This is a genomic window from Micromonospora deserti (assembly GCF_003236335.1).
GTDB classification, from domain to species: domain Bacteria; phylum Actinomycetota; class Actinomycetes; order Mycobacteriales; family Micromonosporaceae; genus Micromonospora; species Micromonospora deserti.
On sequence record NZ_POUB01000139.1, the window covers coordinates 1 to 16,252 of the forward strand.

The window sequence follows — 16,252 nt, forward strand, 5'->3', positions numbered from 1 at the left end:
GGGCTGGCGCTGCCCGACGGCGACGGGGTGGCCGCCGGGGCGGGGACGGCGGCCGCGCCGCTACCGTCGGTGGCCTTGAGCACCTTGCGGAAGCGCAGCTCGGCGGCGCTGCCCACCTCGGTGATGTCCCGGTTCTCGCCGGGCAGGGAGATCACGATGTTGCGGTTGCCCTCGGTGACCACCTCGGCCTCGGCCACGCCGAACGCGTTGACCCGGCTCTCGATGATCTGGCGGGCCTCCTCGAGGTTCTCCGCCGTCGGGGCCCGCCCGTCGACGGTGTTGGTCGCCTCCAGCGTCAGCCGGGTGCCGCCGACCAGGTCCAGGCCGAGCCGAGGCTCGAGCCGGTCCTTCCAGCCACCGCTGGCCCCGCCCGAGAAGAACACCAGTAGATAGAGGACGACGAAGATGAACCCGAGCACGGCCAACTGCCGTCCGGGGCGCATCTGTCCCTGAGGTGGTGCCACGGCTGTCCTGTCTCCCTGTACGGTCGCGCCGCTGATGCAGCGGCGGCGGGTGTCGGCCGAGGGTCCCGGCCGGCGGTCTGCCCGGGCCGGCGTCGCTGGCCGGCACGGACGGTCCACCGGGCGACGCGCGAGCGTCGAGCGGTGCCGGACGTGCCGACGCCCGGCGTCGGCCCAACTATCCAGTTTTTCCGGCGCGGGCGCTGCCCCGCCCGGAACGGCCCCACCCGGCCGGCGCGGCGGTCACCGGTGGCCGGTGCCCCGCCCGCCGGGGCGGGCCCGAGTCACTCCTTGACGGCGTCCGCGTCCTCCGCGGCCGGTTCGGCGGGGCGCTCGGCCTGGCTGACCACCCGGGCGATCGCCGGGCGGGCGTACCGGGTCTGCACACCCGGGGCGACCTCGAGCAGGACGGTGTCGTCGTCCACCCCGGTGACCGTGCCGTAGAGACCCCCGATGGTGACCACCTCGTCGCCCGGGGCGAGGGCGGACTGCATGGCCTCGGCCTCGCGGCGGCGCTTCTGCTGGGGGCGGATCATCATGAAGTACATGACGCCGAAGAGCAGGGCGATCATGAGGATCGGCGTGAGACCGCCGATTCCCCCGCCACCCTGGGCTGCGTAAAGCACGGTTACTGACCTTCCCATTGGCCTCCCGTCCGGCACGAAGGGCACCGGAGCGGAGGCGGATTCTCACGTCCTGTACAGACCGCGGCGAGTCTAATCCCTGCACCTGGGAACGCCGAATGCGGCACAGATCACGTTCGCATCACGGCTGATCGGCGTCCATGGAGAACAGATCGGGCGCGGGCGGGGTAGCGGTGACAAATGTACCATTCGGCGGTGTGCGCCCCAGATGGTGCCAGGCGGCCTCGGTGGCGACCCGCCCCCGGGGCGTACGCGCCAGCAGCCCGGCCCGGACCAGGAACGGCTCGCAGACCTCCTCGACGGTGTCCGGCTGCTCCCCCACCGCCACCGCGAGGGTGGAAAGCCCGACCGGGCCGCCCCGGAAGGAGTCGACCAGCGCGGTCAGCACCGCCCGGTCCAGCCGGTCCAGACCGAGCGCGTCCACGTCGTACACCGTCAGCGCCGCGCGGGCGGTTTCCAGGGTGACCACGCCGTCGGCCCGGACCTCGGCGAAGTCCCGCACCCGGCGCAGCAGCCGGTTGGCGATCCGGGGCGTGCCCCGGGACCGGCCGGCGATCTCGGCGGCGCCGTCGTCGGTGATCGGCACGCCGAGGATCCGCGCCGAGCGGTGCAGCAGCGTCTCCAGGTCGGCCGGGGAGTAGAAGTCGAGGTGGGCGACGAAGCCGAACCGGTCCCGCATCGGCCCGGTCAGCAGGCCGGACCGGGTGGTCGCGCCGACCAGGGTGAACGGCTCGACGTCCAGCGGGATGGCGGTGGCGCCGGGGCCCTTGCCGACCACCACGTCGACCCGGAAGTCCTCCATCGCGCTGTAGAGCAGCTCCTCGGCCGGCTTGGCGATCCGGTGAATCTCGTCGATGAAAAGCACGTCGCCCTCGGCGAGGCTGGTCAGGATCGCGGCCAGGTCGCCGGAGCGCTCGATGGCCGGGCCGCTGGTCACCCGGATGCCGGAGCCCAGCTCGGCGGCGACGATGTTGGCCAGGGTCGTCTTACCCAAGCCGGGCGGCCCCGACAGCAGGATGTGGTCCGGCGGGGAGCCGCGCCGCATCGCGCCCTGGAGCAGCAGGTCGAGCTGGTCGCGCACCCGGTGCTGGGCGATGAACTCCGCCAGCCGCTTCGGCCGGACGCTGGCCTCCGCGTCCAGTTCCGCGTCGGTGACGTACGCCGAGACCAGGCCGCCGTCCGGGCCGGTCATCGGGTCCGGCCCAGCAGCCGGATGGCCTGCTTCAGCAGCACGGGCACGGGCGGGATGTCCCCGTCGACGGTCTCCGCCACCGCGGCGACCGCCTGGTCGGCCTGGGCGGCCGTCCAGCCGAGCCCGACCAGCGCCTGGCGGACCTGCTCTGGCCAGGCTCCGCCGGTGACCCCGGCCGCCCCGTCCGCGCCGACCGGCACCGGGCCGATCCGGTCCCGCAGCTCCAGCACCAGCCGCTCGGCGCCCTTCTTGCCGATCCCGGGCACCCGGGTCAGTGCGGCGGTGTCGGCGTTGGCGATCGCCTTGCGGACCGCGTCCGGGGTGTGCACGGCGAGCACCGCCTGAGCCAGCCGGGGGCCCACCCCGCTGGCGGTCTGGAGCAGTTCGAACAGCTGCTTGGCGTCGTCGTCGGCGAAGCCGTAGAGGGTGAGCGAATCCTCCCGGACGACCAGGCTGGTGGCGAGCCGGGCCGGCTGCCCCAGCCGCAGCTCGGCGAGCGTGCCCGGCGCGCACTGCACCGCCAGGCCCACCCCGCCCACCTCGACCACGGCGTGGTCCGGACCGGTCGCGGTCACCACGCCGCGCACGCTGGCGATCATCTGGCTCCTCCTCGTCGTACCCGGTCGGCCGCGGCGGCCAGCTTGGAGCGCGTCCCGCCACGCCACACGTGGCAGATGGCCAGGGCGAGGGCATCCGCGGCATCGGCCGGCCGTGGCGGCTCGGGCAGCCGCAGCAGCCGGGTGACCATCGCGGTCAGCTGCGCCTTGTCCGCCTGACCGGAACCGGTCACCGCCGCCTTCACCTCGCTCGGCGTGTACGTCTGCACGGGCAGCCCGGCGCGGGCCCCGGCGAGCACCGCGATCCCGCTGGCCTGGGCGGTGCCCATCACCGTCCGCACGTTGTGTTGGCTGAAGACCCGTTCCACGGCGACGCTGTCCGGCCGGTGCTCGGCGACCAGCTCGGTCAACGAGCGGTCCAGGTGCAGCAGGCGCAGCGGCAGCTCGTCGTCGGGGTCGGTGTAGACGACGTAGTAGGCGATCAGCGCGCAGGGCCGGCCCGGCACTCCCTCGACCACGCCGACCCCGCACCGGGTCAGCCCCGGGTCGACGCCGAGCACGCGCACGCCGCCTCCTCCCCCAGCCGTCAGCAGTACGTGTGTTCGACACACTACTGGTGCTCGGGAAGGGCCGCCGGCCGGGACACGCCGGGGCGGCTACCGCCGGGCATGGTCGACCTCGATCGCGACGCTGACGACGTCCCCGTGGTCTTTGCCCGCGCGGATCCGTGCCGGCACCGCCAGCAACCAGCCGGCCTTGCGGTCCCGCCAGACACTGGTCGACCAGGCGCGGCCGTCCACCGTCGCCACCACCGGGACCCGGCCGAACGGACCCGCCGCATCCGGCGCGTGCTCGTCGGGCACGGGGGCGAACACCCATCCGCCGGCGCCGGACCAGCGGACCAGGGTCGCCTCGAAGGACGGCGTCCCGCTCGCCACGCCCTCTCCCTCCGGTCGGCCGGCCCGGTCGGCCGGCCCGATCGGCCGGCGGTCTCCACGCGAATCCGCCGCCGGTGACTGTGCCATGTCCCCCCGACATTTCCGGCGCCCGCAGCGACCGGACGATCCGGACCGGGAAGGCAGGATCGGATCCACACACCCCGACCGTCGAGTATGTGTCGCCATCCCATGTGCCGCCGGCCACACAGCTCGTAACTTCTTGCGCCATGACGGCAGAACCCGTGGCGGTCCCCCACGTCGTACAGGTCGACCTCGCTGGTCGTACCGCCCTGGTGACCGGGGGTGGCAGCGGAATCGGCCGGGCCTGTGCCCTGCGGCTGGGCGCGGCCGGCGCCACGGTCCTGGTGGTCGACCGCAACGTCGAGGCGGCCAAGGCGGTGGCGGCCGAGGCCGGCGGCCGGGCCGAGGGCGTGGACCTGGCCGACCCGGACGCGGTGGACCGGCTCGACGCGGACGTGGACATCGTGGTGAACAACGCCGGGCTGCAGCACGTGGCGCCGGTGCAGGAGTTCTCCGTCGAGCGCTTCGAGTTCCTGCACCGGGTGATGGTGGAGGCGCCGTTCCTGCTCGTCCGCCGAGCGCTGCCGCACATGTACGCCCGGGGCTGGGGCCGGATCGTCAACATCTCCTCCGTGCACGGGCTGCGTGCCTCTCCGTACAAGGCGGCGTACGTCTCGGCCAAGCACGCCCTGGAGGGGCTGTCGAAGGTGGTCGCGCTGGAGGGCGCGGCGCACGGGGTCACCGCCAACTGCATCAGCCCGGCGTATGTGCGCACCGCGCTGGTGGAGAGCCAGATCGCCGACCAGGCGGCCAGCCACGGCATCCCGGAGACCGAGGTGATCGAGAAGATCATGCTGGCCCGGGCCGCGATCAAGCGCCTGATCGAGCCGGAGGAGGTGGCGGAGCTGCTGGCGTACCTCTGCTCCCCGCCGGCGGCGTTCATCACGGGCGCGTCGATCGCGCTCGACGGGGGCTGGACGGCGAACTAGTGGCGCCGCGCACAATGTCGGTCATGTCGTCACCGGTGGAGTTCCTGGAACTGCTCGCGCGGGAGGCGGCCGCGGTGGAGTTCGAGGGGCCGCTGGTCGCCGCCCGGGCCGCCGGGCTGCCCGCCGACCGGCTGGCGGAGCTGGAGCAGGCCAAGACGGTGGCGCTGCGGGTCCGGGCGCTGCTGGAGCGGCGCCGCCGGCGGGAGACCGAGCTGTCCGGGCTGTACGACACGGTCAGCGACCTGGCCGGGCTGCGCGACCTGGACGACGTGCTGCGGGCGATCGTGCATCGGGCGCGCAACCTGCTCGGCGCCGACGTGGCCTACATGACGCTCAACGACGACGAGCGCGGAGACACCTACATGCGGGTCACCGACGGCTCCGTGTCGGCCCGGTTCCAGCGGCTGCGGCTGCCGATGGGCGCCGGTCTCGGCGGCCTGGTCGCCCAGTCCGGCGCCCCTTACGTCACCGCGAACTACCCGGAGGACGACCGGTTCCGGCACACCAGGGAGATCGACGCCGGGGTGGGCGAGGAGGGTCTGGTGGCGATCCTCGGTGTGCCGCTGCGGCTCGGCTCGACCTCGATCGGGGTGCTCTACGCGGCCAACCGGTCGGCCCGGCCGTTCGCCCGCGAGGAGGTGGCGCTGCTGGTCTCGCTCGCCGCGCACGCCGCGGTGGCGATCGACACGGCGCGGCTGCTCGCGGAGACCCGCTCGGCGCTGGAGGAGCTCTCCGCCGCGAACACCACCATCCGCGCGCACAGCACCTCCGTGGAGCGGGCCGCCGCGGCGCACGACCGGATGACCGCCCTGGTGCTGCGCGGCGGCGGGGTGGAGGACGTCGCGGCGGCGGTGACCGACGTGCTCGGCGGGGCGCTGCTGGCGCTGGACGCCGAGGGGCGGCTGCTGGCCCGGGTCGGCGAGATCGAGGAGCCGGAGCGGGCGGACATCGTGGAGGCGGTGGCCGCGTCGCGTACCGAGGGGCGAAGCGTGCGTCGGGGCCCGCTCTGGTACGCCGCGGTGGTGGCCGGCGCGGAGAACCTGGGCGCGCTGGTGCTGCGCCCCGACGGCGAGCTGGTCGACGCCGACCAGCGCATCCTGGAGCGGGCCGCGCTGGTGACCGCCCTGCTGCTGCTGTTCCGGCGTACGGTCGCCGAGGCCGAGGGCCGGGTCCGGGGCGAACTGCTCGACGACCTGATCGCCCGCCCGCTGCGGGACACCGACGCGCTGCGCGGCCGGGCCCGCCGGCTCGGGGTGGACCTGGACTCCCCGCACGTGCTGGTGGCGGTGGGCGACGACGCCATCGCCGCGACCGGCTCGGCCCGGCAGCGGGTGCTCTCCTGGGCCACCACGTACGCCTCGACGCGGGGAGGGCTGGCCGCGGCGCGCGACGGGCGGGTGGTGCTGATGCTGCCCGGCCGGGATGCCGGCGGCAGCGCGCGGGCGGTGTCGCGGGACCTGTCCAGGGTGACCGGCCGGCCGGTGACCGCCGGGGCGAGCGGCCCGTCCACCGGTCCGGCGTCGCTGGCCGCCACCTTCCACGAGGCGGACCGGTGCCTGACCGCGCTGGGCGCCCTGGGCCGGGCCGGGCAGGGGGCGAGCACCGCCGAGCTGGGCTTCGTCGGGTTGCTGCTCGGCGCGGTCGGGGACCGGGGCGACCGGGACGTCGCCGGGTTCCTCACCGCCACCATCGGCCCGGTGGTGGACTACGACGCGCGCCGGGGCACCGCGCTGGTGAAGACGCTGGAGGCGTACTTCGGGGTGGGCGGCAGCCTGGCCCGGGCCGCGGAGCTGCTGCACGTACACGTCAACACGGTGACCCAGCGGCTGGAACGGGTCGGGCAGCTGCTCGGCGCCGACTGGCAGAAGCCCGAACGGGCGCTGGAGGTGCAGCTGGCGCTGCGCCTGCACCGCCTGCGCACGCCCGCCGCCTAGGTCGGTGTGCCGCCCGGCTCACCGGGCGCGGATGCCGTCGAGCACGCCGTCGACGATCTTCTCGGGCAGGGTCGCCTCGTCGATGTCGGGGTGCCAGCGCAGCACCCGCTGCACCAGCATCGGGCCGGTCAGCATCGCCATGGTGACCTCGACGTCGAGGTCGGCGCGGAGCTCGCCGGCGCGGACCCCGCGGCGCAGCACCTCCCGCATCAACGCCCGGCGCGGCTCGATGATGTTCTGGTAGAGCGCGTACTGCTCCGGGCTGCGGTTCACCGCGGGCACCAGGCACGGCATGATCCGCGCCGCCCGCGGGTCGATGTGGTGACCGACCGCGCCGACCAGCACGATCAGGTCGTCGCGGACCGAGCCGCCGGTCGGCTCCGGCGGGCTGCCCTTGAGCGTCCGCAGCGCGTCGCGCAGCAGCGCCTCCTTGCCCGGCCAGCGGCGGTAGATGGTGGCCTTGCCGACGCCGGCCCGGGCGGCGATCGCCTCGATCGAGATCGCCTCGACCGTGCTGCCCTCGGCGAGCAGGTCCAGCGTCGCCTCGATGATCGCTTCGTCCGCGCGGACACTCCGCGGTCGCCCGGGCGACCGCGGAGTGTCCGCGGTGGAAGTCATGTCGGACATTGTCGCCGAACCTACGCGGTCCCGGCCAACTCGGGTTCCCCAGCCGGCGTCGGAGCCGCCGTCGGGGTGGCCGGGCGGCCCGGCAGCCAGCGCAGCACGACCGCGACACCGACCGCCGCGACGATCGCCGCCAGGGCCGCCGCCCAGTGCATCGCCGTGACGAACGCGTCGTTGGCGACCGCGATCAGCTGCGGCGCCGCCGGTCCGAGCTGACCCGCCGCCGCGTACGCCCCGGAGATCGACTCGCCGGCCGTCTCGCGCGCCCCGGCGGGCAGGTCCCGCAACGCGGGTTCGACGTCGGCGCGGTAGACCGCCGAGAGCACCGCCCCGAGCACCGCGACGCCGAGCGCGCCGGCCACCTGCCGCACCGTGTTGCTGACCGCCGAACCGACCCCGGCCTTCTCCCGGGGCAGCGCCGACATGATCGACTCGGTGGCCGGGGGCATGATGTTGGCCATCCCGACGCCCTGGAGGAAGAAGACGACCAGCACCACCCAGAGCGGGGTGGTCGCGTCGATGAAGGCGAACGCCCCGAGCGCCACCGCGGTCAGGATCAGCCCGACGGCCGCCACCGCCTTGCCACCGTACCGGTGCACCATCGCCGCACTGCGGGGTGCGAAGACCAGTTGCGCGCCGGCGAACGGCAGGAAGAGCAGGCCGGTCTCCAACGGGCTGTAGCCACGGACCAGTTGCAGGTAGAACGAGCTGAAGAACATCACGCCCATCGCGGCGAAGAACACCAGCCCGACGATCGCCACTGGCGCGGCGAAGCGCGGCACCCGGAACAGGCGGACGTCCAGCGACGGGTGGTCGCTGCGCCGCTCGTGGGCGACGAACCAGGCCATCACCGCCAGGCCGCCGACGATCGAGCCCCAGACGACCAGGCGGTCGAAGCCGTGCTCGCCGCCGTCGATGATGCCGTACGACAGGGCGACCAGACCGACCACCGACAGCACCACGCCCAGCAGATCGACCCGACCCGGGTTCGGGTCCCGCGACTCGGGCACCAGGAGCGCGACCAGCACCACGCCGAGCGCGACGATCGGCACGTTGATCAGGAAGACCGAGCCCCACCAGTAGTGCTCCAGCAGCGCCCCGCCGAGCACCGGCCCGATCGCCACCGCCAGGCCGACCGCGCCGGCCCATACGCCGATCGCCCGGCCCCGCTCCCGCGGGTCGAAGACGTTGGCGATGATCGAGAGGGTCACCGGCATGATGGCCGCGCCGCCGACCCCCATCAGCGCACGGGCGGCGATCAGTTGCGCCGGGCTCTGCGCGTACGCCGACAGCAGCGACGCCAGCCCGAACAGTGCCAGCCCGATCAGCAGGAAGCGCTTGCGCCCGGCCCGGTCGCCGAGCACCCCGAAGGTGAAGAGCAGCCCGGCGAAGACCAGTGTGTACGAGTTGATCGACCACTCCAGCTCGCCCTGGGTGGCGCCGAGACCGTGCACCGGGTCGGCGAGCGTACGCAACGCGACGTTGAGGATCGTGTTGTCCAGGACGACCACGAGCAGGCTGATCACCAGCACGCCGAGGATCGCCCACCTCCTGGGATGTCCGGTGTTCTCGTGCGGTGGCATTGGTGCGGCTCTCCCCCCGGTGACCCGCACCGCGGATACGATACGGGGCAGACTCGTAACTCGGCTCAGCGTAGGCCGTTCATTAACGATACGGTACCGGTTCGTATCTTATGTGTCCGCTGTCACGCCGACGGTCGGGCGATCACCCCGGTTGCTTGGGTTCACCTTCCGTGTCGGCTCTGTGGCGGCGTCCGGTCTGCCCCGATGCCGCCGTTCGGTCGAACCGGTGCAGGTCCCGGCGGGTCGCGTGGGTCAGACCGGACGGTCGGCGGCCCCGGCGCAGCCGGTGGCCCGGCGGTGGGCGGTGGGCACCGAAATATCCGGTTCTGAGGTGTGACGGGTGACATTCCGAGCCTGGAATCGTGGCGGGCGGCGGGTCGTTACATCACCTGGACGATCGAGTAAGGGCCGCGCCGTCGAGGCGGTGGGCCGCCGGCCGGATCCCGGAATGATGGCGGGCCGCCGGTCGTTATACATGGTCCCGGCCGCGTGAGGGCCTCCCCCCGCGCGGGTCCCCGGCCCCTTGGAGGGCTGTCTGATCTTCCCGGTTGATCCCCGTTTCTGTGCGGGGTGCCCGGGTTCTTTCCCCCTTGTTTTGAGCGCCGGACGGTGCTTGCGTCTCGCCCGGTCCCCCGTGGGTGGTGACGCCGACCCCCGAATGGAGCTTTGTGATGAACACGATCATGCGTAAGAGCGTTCTTGGTATCGCTGGTCTGGCCTTCGCCGGTGGCGTGTTCGCCGGCCCGGCTACCGCTCACGCCGCCCCGGTTGAGGCGGTCAAGCCCACCGCCGCGGTGCAGGTGGACAAGCCGGACACGGGCCAGCTGATCCCGCACGGTACGCAGGGCGCGCAGTCGCGGATCGACCTGTCCGATGAGCAGGTCGGCAATGTGAAGGCGATCATCGCGGCGACGAAGAAGTCGGGTATGGACGAGCGGGCCGCCGTGGTGGCCATCGCGACCGCGTTGCAGGAGTCGAAGCTGGAGAACCTGGGTCACCTGGGTGAGCGCAACGACCACGACTCGCAGGGCCTGTTCCAGCAGCGCCCGAGCTCGGGTTGGGGCACGGTCGAGCAGATCACCGACCCCGAGTACGCGACCATGGCGTTCCTGAAGGGTCTCAAGCAGGTCGACGGGTGGCAGGACATGCCGCTGACCCGGGCCGCCCAGACCGTGCAGGTCTCGGCCTACCCGGACCACTACGCACAGTGGGAACAGCAGGCCGCCGACCTCGTCACCCAGCACTGGAACAGCTGACCCACACCACCAACACCCGCCGGCCGGCACCCCACACGGGGCGCCGGCCAGCGGCATACCCAGGGCCGGCACCCCGTCGGGGGCTACCGCCGGCGGGCCGCCCACCAGCGGGTGACCAGGGCGGCCACGCTGCCCCAGATGCCGCGCCGGAACAGCAGCACGACCAGGACGAAGATGCCACCGGTGACCAGGCCGATCGCTTCGAACCCGGAGAACGACAGCCAGTCTTCCAGCCGGACCACGATGGCCGCGCCGAGCACCCCGCCCCAGAGCGTGCCGATCCCGCCGAGCACCACCACGATGACCGCCTTGCCGGAGGTGGTCCAGTGCAGCACGTCGAGGGAGACGAAGCGGTGCCCGACGGCGAACAGCCCGCCGCCCAGCCCGGCGATGAAGCCGGAGAGCACGAACGCGGTCAGTTTGTAGCGGTGCACCGGGTAGCCCAGCGCCCGAGCCCGGGCCGGGTTGTCCCGGATGCCGACCAGCACCCGTCCGAACGGCGAGTGCACGATGCGCCACGCGGCGGCCAGGCCGAGCAGCACGATCGGCAGGATCGCGTAGTAGAAGTAGTAGTCGTCGCGGAGATCCAGCCCGAACAGCTCGCGGGGCACACCCTGCAGGCCGTTCTCGCCGCGGGTCACCGAGCGCCACTCGTTGGCGACGTAGTAGACCAGCTGCGCGAACGCAAGGGTGACCATGGCGAAGTAGATGCCGGTCCGCTTCACCGCCAGGTAGCCAATCGGCACCGCGAGCGCCGCTGCCGTGAGGGCCCCGGCCAGCACCGCCACCGGGAACGGCAGGCCGAGGTGGATCGCCACCAGGCCGGTGACGTACGCCGAGGTGCCCCAGAACGCGGCGTGCCCGAAGGACATCAGCCCGGTGAAGCCCAGCAGCAGGTCCACCGCGACGGCGAAGAGCGCCCAGCAGAGGATGTCCACGGCCACCGCCGGGTAGAGACCGTTGGGCAACCAAAGCGCGGTCAGCAGCCCCACGGCGAGCAGCGCGTACCGGACCCAGCCGGGCGCCCGGGCCACGGTGACCAGCCCGGACGGCGGCGTCGGGCGGGCCGCGTCGGCCGGGGTGTCGACGGTGCTCGTCATGCCGGTGCCTCCTCACGGCCGAACAGCCCGGCCGGGCGCCAGAGCAGCACGACCGCCATCACGACGAAGACGATCGTCTGCGACACGATCGGGAAGTCGGACAGGTACGCCTCGCCCCACGCCTGCACCAGGCCGATGCCGAAGCCGGCGGCGACCGAGCCGAAGATGGAGCCGAGGCCGCCGATCACCACCACCGCGAAGACCACGATGATGAGGTCGGCGCCCATCAGCGGGTTCACCGCGCGCATCGGGGCGGCGAGCACGCCGGCCAGCCCGGCCAGGCCGATGCCGAAACCGAAGACCGGGGTGACCCAGCGCCCGACGTTGATGCCGAACGCCTGGGTCAACTCGGGCCGCTCGGTGCTCGCCCGGACCACCATGCCGATCCGGGTGTTGGTGAGCAGCCACCAGACGCCGACGCAGACGGCGACCGCGAAACCGAGAATGAACACCCGGTAGGTGGGGAAGTCGAAGACCCCGAAGTCGACCGACCCGGCCAGCGCCGACGGGGTCTGGTACGGGCTGGACTGCACGCCGTACCGCAGCTTCACCAGGTCCTGCAGGATCAGCGTCAGGCCGAAGGTGAGCAGGAAGTTGTAGAGCGGGTCGAGCCGGGTGAGCCGGTGGATGAAGGCCCGCTCCAGCGCCATGCCGACCACGGCCAGCCCCAGCGGCATGATCACCAGGGCCGCCCAGAACGGCACGCCCGCCTCGGTGAGCAGCACGTACGCGCCGAACGCGCCGAGCATGTAGAACGCGCCGTGGGCGAAGTTGACCACCCGCAGCATGCCGAAGATGACCGCGAGCCCGAGGGCGAGCAGGGCGTAGAACGCCCCGCTCACCAACCCGTTGAAGGTGTTCTGGAGGAAACCGGTCACAGCTTGCATTCCGAGGACGGGGCGCGGAACGCCTCCGCGGCCGGGATGGTCTTCAGCACCTTGACGTAGTCCCACGGCTCGGTGACCTCGGACTGCGGCTTGACCTGGGCCAGGTACGCGTCGTGCACCACCCGGTGGTCCTCGGCGCGGATCTTGCCGTTGCGCAGGAAGACGTCCTCGACGGTCTTGCCCTCCAGGCCCGTCACGATGGTGTCCGCGTCGTCGGTGCCGGCGGCCTGCACGGCCTCCAGGTACTGGGTGGCGGCGGAGTAGTTGGCGGCGTGCGCGAACGTCGGCCGGGTGCCGGTCTCGGACTGGAACCGGTCGGCGAACTCCCGGTTCCTCGCGTCGAAGTTCCAGTACCAAGCGTCCGTGTAGGTGGTGCCGGCGAGCGCGGCCGGGGTGAGCGAGTGGATGTCGGTGAGGAACATCAGCCCCACCGCCAGGCCGACGCCCTTGTCCCGCAGCTTGAACTCATTGTACTGCTTGACCACGTTGACCAGCTCCGCACCTGCCTGCATGGTGCCGAGCACGTCCGGCTTCGGGTTCAGGGTGGGCGCCTTGAGCAGGAAGGTCGAGTAGTCACCGGTGGTGTTCGGGAACGGCGCGGCGTCCTTGCCGATGACCTTCCCGCCGGCGGCGGCGATGGCGGCGGAGAAGCTCTTCTCCATGTCCTGGCCGAACTGGTAGTTCGGGTAGAGGACGTACCAGTTCTTCGCGCCCTGCTCGGTGGTGCTCCTGCCGGTGCCGTTGGCCAGCATGTAGGTGTCGTACGCGTAGTGGAACGTGTACTTGTTGCACTTCGCCCCGGTCAGCGTGGTGGTCGCCGCGCCGATGTTGAAGTAGAGCTTCTGCTTCTCCTTGGCGACGTCGGCCACCTTCTCCGCCGCCGACGAGGTGGGCACGTCGAGGATCAGGTCGACGCCCTTGCGGTCGTACATCTCGGCGGCCTTGGTGTTGGCGATGTCGGGCTTGTTCTGGTGGTCGGCGGTCTCCACGCTGATGTCGGTGGTCACCGCCCTGTCGCCGTACTTCGCCCTGAAGTCGGCCACCGCCATCTCCACGGCCTTGACCGAGTTCTTGCCGGACAGCTCGGAGTACGCCCCGGACTGGTCGTTCAGCACGCCCAGCACGATCTTGTTCCCGGTCAGCTTCTGGTCCCCGCCCGACTGCGGACCGCCACCCCCGCAGGCCGCGACCAGCATCACCGTGGCCGCCGACGCGGCGGCCACACCTACCGTCCTACGCATGCCCATTCCCTCCACCCCGCGCGCGGCGCGGGTCGTCGTCGACATCAGATGCCGAGGTACGACAGCAGCTCGCGTTCCCGCGACCGCACCTCGGAGTTGTCCATCGCCTCCGCGACGCGTCCCTCGGCCAGCAGGTAGTGCCGGTCGGCGACGCCGGTGGCGAAGTGCAGGTTCTGCTCGACCAGCAGCACGGTCACCCCGTGCCGTTTGGCCTCCCGCAGCAGGTCGCCGACCTGCTGCACGAGCAGCGGCGAAAGCCCCTCGGTGGGCTCGTCGCAGAGCAGCAGCCGGGCGCCCATGCGCAGCACCCGGGCCAGCGCGAGCATCTGCTGCTCGCCGCCGGAGAGCATGGTGGCGGCCGAGTCGCGCCGCTGGTACAGCGCGGGGAACGCCTCGTACACCCGCTCCAGCGACCAGGGGTCGGGGCCGACCGTCGGCGGCAGCGTCAGGTTCTCGGTGACGCTCAGCGTGGCGTAGCTGCCCCGGTCGTCGGGGACCCAGCCGAGCCCCAGCCGCGCCCGCCGGTACGCCGGCAGCTTCCCGACGTCCCGCCCGTCCAGCTCCACCGTGCCGCGCTGCCCCGCGTGCAGTCCCATCACGCAGCGCAGCAGGGTGGACTTGCCGGCACCGTTGCGCCCGACCAGGGTGACCACCTCGCCGGCGGCGACGTCGAGGCTGACCTCCCGCAGCACCTGCGCCTCGCCGTACCAGGCGGACAGGTTCTCAATGCGCAGCATCGGCGGCTCCCAGGTAGGCGGTGATAACACGCTCGTCGGCACGGACCTGCTCGTACGGGCCCTCGACGAGGACCTTGCCGGCCTGCAGGACGGTGACGGTGTCGGCGAGCCGCCCGACCACGCTCATGTTGTGCTCCACCATCACCACGGTGCGGCCGGAGCGGACCCGGGCGATCAGGTCGACCGTGCGGTCGACGTCCTCCAACCCCATCCCGGCGGTCGGCTCGTCGAGCAGCAGCACCTTCGGGTCCAGGGCCAGGGCGATGGCCAGTTCCAGGGCCCGCTTGCGCCCGTACGCCAGCGCCTCGGCGGGCGCCTCGGCCAGCTCGGCCAGGCCGACCATGTCCAGCAGCTCGCCCGCCCGGTCGGTGTAGCGGCGCATCAGCTTCGCGGAGCGCCAGAACCGCCAGCCCAGCCCGCTCGGGCTCTGCAACGCCAGCTCGACGTGCTCCCGCGCGGACAGCTGCGGGAAGAGGCTGGTGATCTGGAAGGAGCGGGCCACGCCGAGCCGGGCGACCTGCTCCGGGGGCAGCCCGGTGACGTCCCGCCCGGCCAGCTGGATCCGGCCGCCGCTTGGCCGCAGGAAGCCGGTGAGCAGGTTGAACAGGGTCGTCTTGCCGGCGCCGTTCGGGCCGACCAGCGCGTGCACGCTGTCCGGCGCGACGTCGAGGTCGACACCGTCGACCGCCCGGAAGCCCCGGAAGTCGCGGATCAGCCCGCGAGCCGACAGGAGCGCTTGCCCGGCCATCACCACATCCTCCGCAGGTCTGGCGCGACGGTCGGGGCGGTGACGGTGGTCACAGGGCCGTCGCGTGCAGGAAACCTACGGCCGGGCGTGTGACTCCAGCCATGTCGATGGCCCACACATTCCCCGGCATCGCTTCGGGGCCGCCCGCCACATCGCGCGCCCGCCGGGCCGCCCCCACCCGCATCGAACCCGGCGACTCCCCCACGACGGCCGGTGCGCACATGTGCCGCGCCCACCGTCCGGCCCGCGACGGTGGTCCCGTCACCCTCGACGGGCGGCCCCGCCGCCCGGTCGGCCACCGGGACCGGGAGCCGGGGGTTCCCGGGGGTCCGCAGATCCCACCGGGCACCCTCCCCGTCCACCGCACCCGGCCCGTGCACCTACCGGCTGTCCGGCGCGGCGGCGTCCCGGCGGCGTTCCGGCGGGGCCCGCCGGGCTCAGCTGGTCAACGCGTCCAGGGCCAGGTCGACGTCGTCGTCGGTGGAGTAGAGGTGGAAGGAGGCCCGGACCCGGCCGGCCCGCACGGCCGCCCGGATCCCGGCCCGTTCCAGCCGCTCCCGCGCCCCGGGCACCTCGACGGTGACGATCGCGCTCTGCCCGGGCGGCTGGCCGAGCCCGGCCAGGAACCGGTTGGCCAGCGCCACGTCGTGCGCGTGCACCGCGGGCACGCCGATGTCGGCGAGCAGGTCCAGCGCGGGTGCCGCACCGACCCAGCTGAACCAGGCCGGCGAGATGTCGAACCGGCGGGCGTCGTCGGCGAGCCGCAGCGGGGGGCCGTAGTAGGAGGCGTGCGGGTCCTGGCCCGCATACCAGCCAGCGGCGTCCGGGCGCAGCCGCTCCCGCAGGGCGGGGGCGAGGTAGGCGAAGGCGGCGCCGCGGGGCGCCATCAGCCACTTGTACGCCCCGACCGCCACCGCGTCCGCGCGGGTCGCGTCGAACGGCAGCCAGCCGCACGCCTGGGTGGCGTCCACCGCGACGAGCGCGCCGTGGGCCCGGGCCGCCGCGACGATCCGGTCGTACGCGGCGACCGTGCCGTCGGCGGACTGCACCAGGCTGAACGCCACCAGGTCGGTGCCGGCGTCGATCGCGTCGGCCAGCCCGGCCAGCGGGACGGTGCGCACCTCGACGCCGCGCTGGGCCTGCACCAGCCAGGGGAACAGGTTCGAGGTGAACTCGACCTCCGGAACCACCAACCGGGCCCCGGCGGGCAGCGCCGCGGCGACCGGCGCGAGCAGCTGGGACACGGCGGCGCCGACCGCCACGTCGGCGACCGGGACACCGAGCAGGCGGGCGAACGCGGCCCGGGACCGCTCGGTGGCCTCGCCCCAGCCCTCCCACGA

16 protein-coding genes and 1 pseudogene are annotated in these 16,252 nt (G+C 73.0%); 3 read left to right on the forward strand and 14 right to left on the reverse strand.

Annotation, left to right across the window (positions count from 1 at the left end):
• The 6 genes and pseudogenes from C1I99_RS19205 to C1I99_RS32830 all read right to left on the reverse strand — a co-directional run.
• A pseudogene (locus tag C1I99_RS19205) lies at window positions 1–464 on the reverse strand (protein translocase subunit SecD); the annotation flags it as partial.
• Window positions 465–745: 281 nt separating this feature from the next.
• A complete protein-coding gene (yajC, locus tag C1I99_RS19210; RefSeq protein ID WP_199562263.1) occupies window positions 746–1,033 on the reverse strand; it encodes a preprotein translocase subunit YajC in 288 nt (95 codons plus the stop codon).
• A gap of 193 nt (window positions 1,034–1,226) precedes the next feature.
• Complete coding sequence (ruvB, locus tag C1I99_RS19215) at window positions 1,227–2,297, reverse strand: Holliday junction branch migration DNA helicase RuvB (protein ID WP_111135605.1); 1,071 nt, start codon at window positions 2,295–2,297, stop codon at window positions 1,227–1,229.
• Complete coding sequence (ruvA, locus tag C1I99_RS19220) at window positions 2,294–2,896, reverse strand: Holliday junction branch migration protein RuvA (RefSeq protein ID WP_111135606.1); 603 nt, start codon at window positions 2,894–2,896, stop codon at window positions 2,294–2,296. Before ruvA ends, ruvB begins: the two co-directional genes overlap by 4 nt.
• Window positions 2,893–3,420: a crossover junction endodeoxyribonuclease RuvC gene (ruvC, locus tag C1I99_RS19225; RefSeq protein WP_111135607.1), complete on the reverse strand. Its 528-nt coding sequence runs from the start codon at window positions 3,418–3,420 to the stop codon at window positions 2,893–2,895. Before ruvC ends, ruvA begins: the two co-directional genes overlap by 4 nt.
• Window positions 3,421–3,510: 90 nt before the next feature.
• Complete coding sequence (locus tag C1I99_RS32830) at window positions 3,511–3,792, reverse strand: DUF1905 domain-containing protein (RefSeq protein WP_158554083.1); 282 nt, start codon at window positions 3,790–3,792, stop codon at window positions 3,511–3,513.
• Window positions 3,793–4,019: 227 nt separating this feature from the next.
• Here C1I99_RS32830 and C1I99_RS19235 point away from each other — a divergent pair, with 227 nt between their 5' ends.
• Together C1I99_RS19235 and C1I99_RS19240 are read left to right on the forward strand one after the other, a co-directional pair.
• On the forward strand, window positions 4,020–4,802 hold the full coding sequence (locus tag C1I99_RS19235; RefSeq protein WP_111135609.1) for a 3-hydroxybutyrate dehydrogenase: 783 nt from the start codon (window positions 4,020–4,022) through the stop codon (window positions 4,800–4,802).
• A gap of 14 nt (window positions 4,803–4,816) precedes the next feature.
• Window positions 4,817–6,736, forward strand: a complete 1,920-nt coding sequence (locus tag C1I99_RS19240) for a helix-turn-helix domain-containing protein (protein ID WP_111135610.1) — start codon at window positions 4,817–4,819, stop codon at window positions 6,734–6,736.
• Window positions 6,737–6,754: 18 nt separating this feature from the next.
• Here the strand turns inward: C1I99_RS19240 and C1I99_RS19245 are convergent, their stop codons facing one another.
• On the reverse strand, window positions 6,755–7,363 hold the full coding sequence (locus C1I99_RS19245; RefSeq protein ID WP_111135611.1) for a TetR/AcrR family transcriptional regulator: 609 nt from the start codon (window positions 7,361–7,363) through the stop codon (window positions 6,755–6,757).
• An 11-nt stretch (window positions 7,364–7,374) separates the two neighbouring features.
• Window positions 7,375–8,943, reverse strand: coding sequence for an MFS transporter (locus tag C1I99_RS19250; protein WP_111135612.1), 1,569 nt, complete (start codon window positions 8,941–8,943; stop codon window positions 7,375–7,377).
• A 671-nt stretch (window positions 8,944–9,614) separates the two neighbouring features.
• Between C1I99_RS19250 and C1I99_RS19255 the strand changes: the two genes are divergently transcribed.
• Window positions 9,615–10,199, forward strand: coding sequence for a hypothetical protein (locus C1I99_RS19255; RefSeq protein WP_111135613.1), 585 nt, complete (start codon window positions 9,615–9,617; stop codon window positions 10,197–10,199).
• Window positions 10,200–10,282: 83 nt separating this feature from the next.
• On the opposite strand, the gene C1I99_RS19260 is transcribed toward C1I99_RS19255, so the two are convergent.
• The 6 genes from C1I99_RS19260 to C1I99_RS19285 all read right to left on the reverse strand — a co-directional run.
• A complete protein-coding gene (locus C1I99_RS19260; protein WP_111135614.1) occupies window positions 10,283–11,299 on the reverse strand; it encodes a branched-chain amino acid ABC transporter permease in 1,017 nt (338 codons plus the stop codon).
• Window positions 11,296–12,177: a branched-chain amino acid ABC transporter permease gene (locus C1I99_RS19265; RefSeq protein ID WP_111135615.1), complete on the reverse strand. Its 882-nt coding sequence runs from the start codon at window positions 12,175–12,177 to the stop codon at window positions 11,296–11,298. The genes C1I99_RS19260 and C1I99_RS19265 overlap by 4 nt, the downstream gene beginning before the upstream one ends.
• On the reverse strand, window positions 12,174–13,433 hold the full coding sequence (locus tag C1I99_RS19270; RefSeq protein ID WP_111135616.1) for an ABC transporter substrate-binding protein: 1,260 nt from the start codon (window positions 13,431–13,433) through the stop codon (window positions 12,174–12,176). Before C1I99_RS19270 ends, C1I99_RS19265 begins: the two co-directional genes overlap by 4 nt.
• A 38-nt stretch (window positions 13,434–13,471) precedes the next feature.
• Window positions 13,472–14,164, reverse strand: coding sequence for an ABC transporter ATP-binding protein (locus C1I99_RS19275; protein ID WP_111135617.1), 693 nt, complete (start codon window positions 14,162–14,164; stop codon window positions 13,472–13,474).
• Complete coding sequence (locus C1I99_RS19280) at window positions 14,151–14,912, reverse strand: ABC transporter ATP-binding protein (RefSeq protein WP_111135618.1); 762 nt, start codon at window positions 14,910–14,912, stop codon at window positions 14,151–14,153. Before C1I99_RS19280 ends, C1I99_RS19275 begins: the two co-directional genes overlap by 14 nt.
• A gap of 437 nt (window positions 14,913–15,349) precedes the next feature.
• The coding region (locus C1I99_RS19285; protein ID WP_111135619.1) for an aminotransferase class V-fold PLP-dependent enzyme at window positions 15,350–16,252 on the reverse strand (903 nt) is incomplete at its 5' end.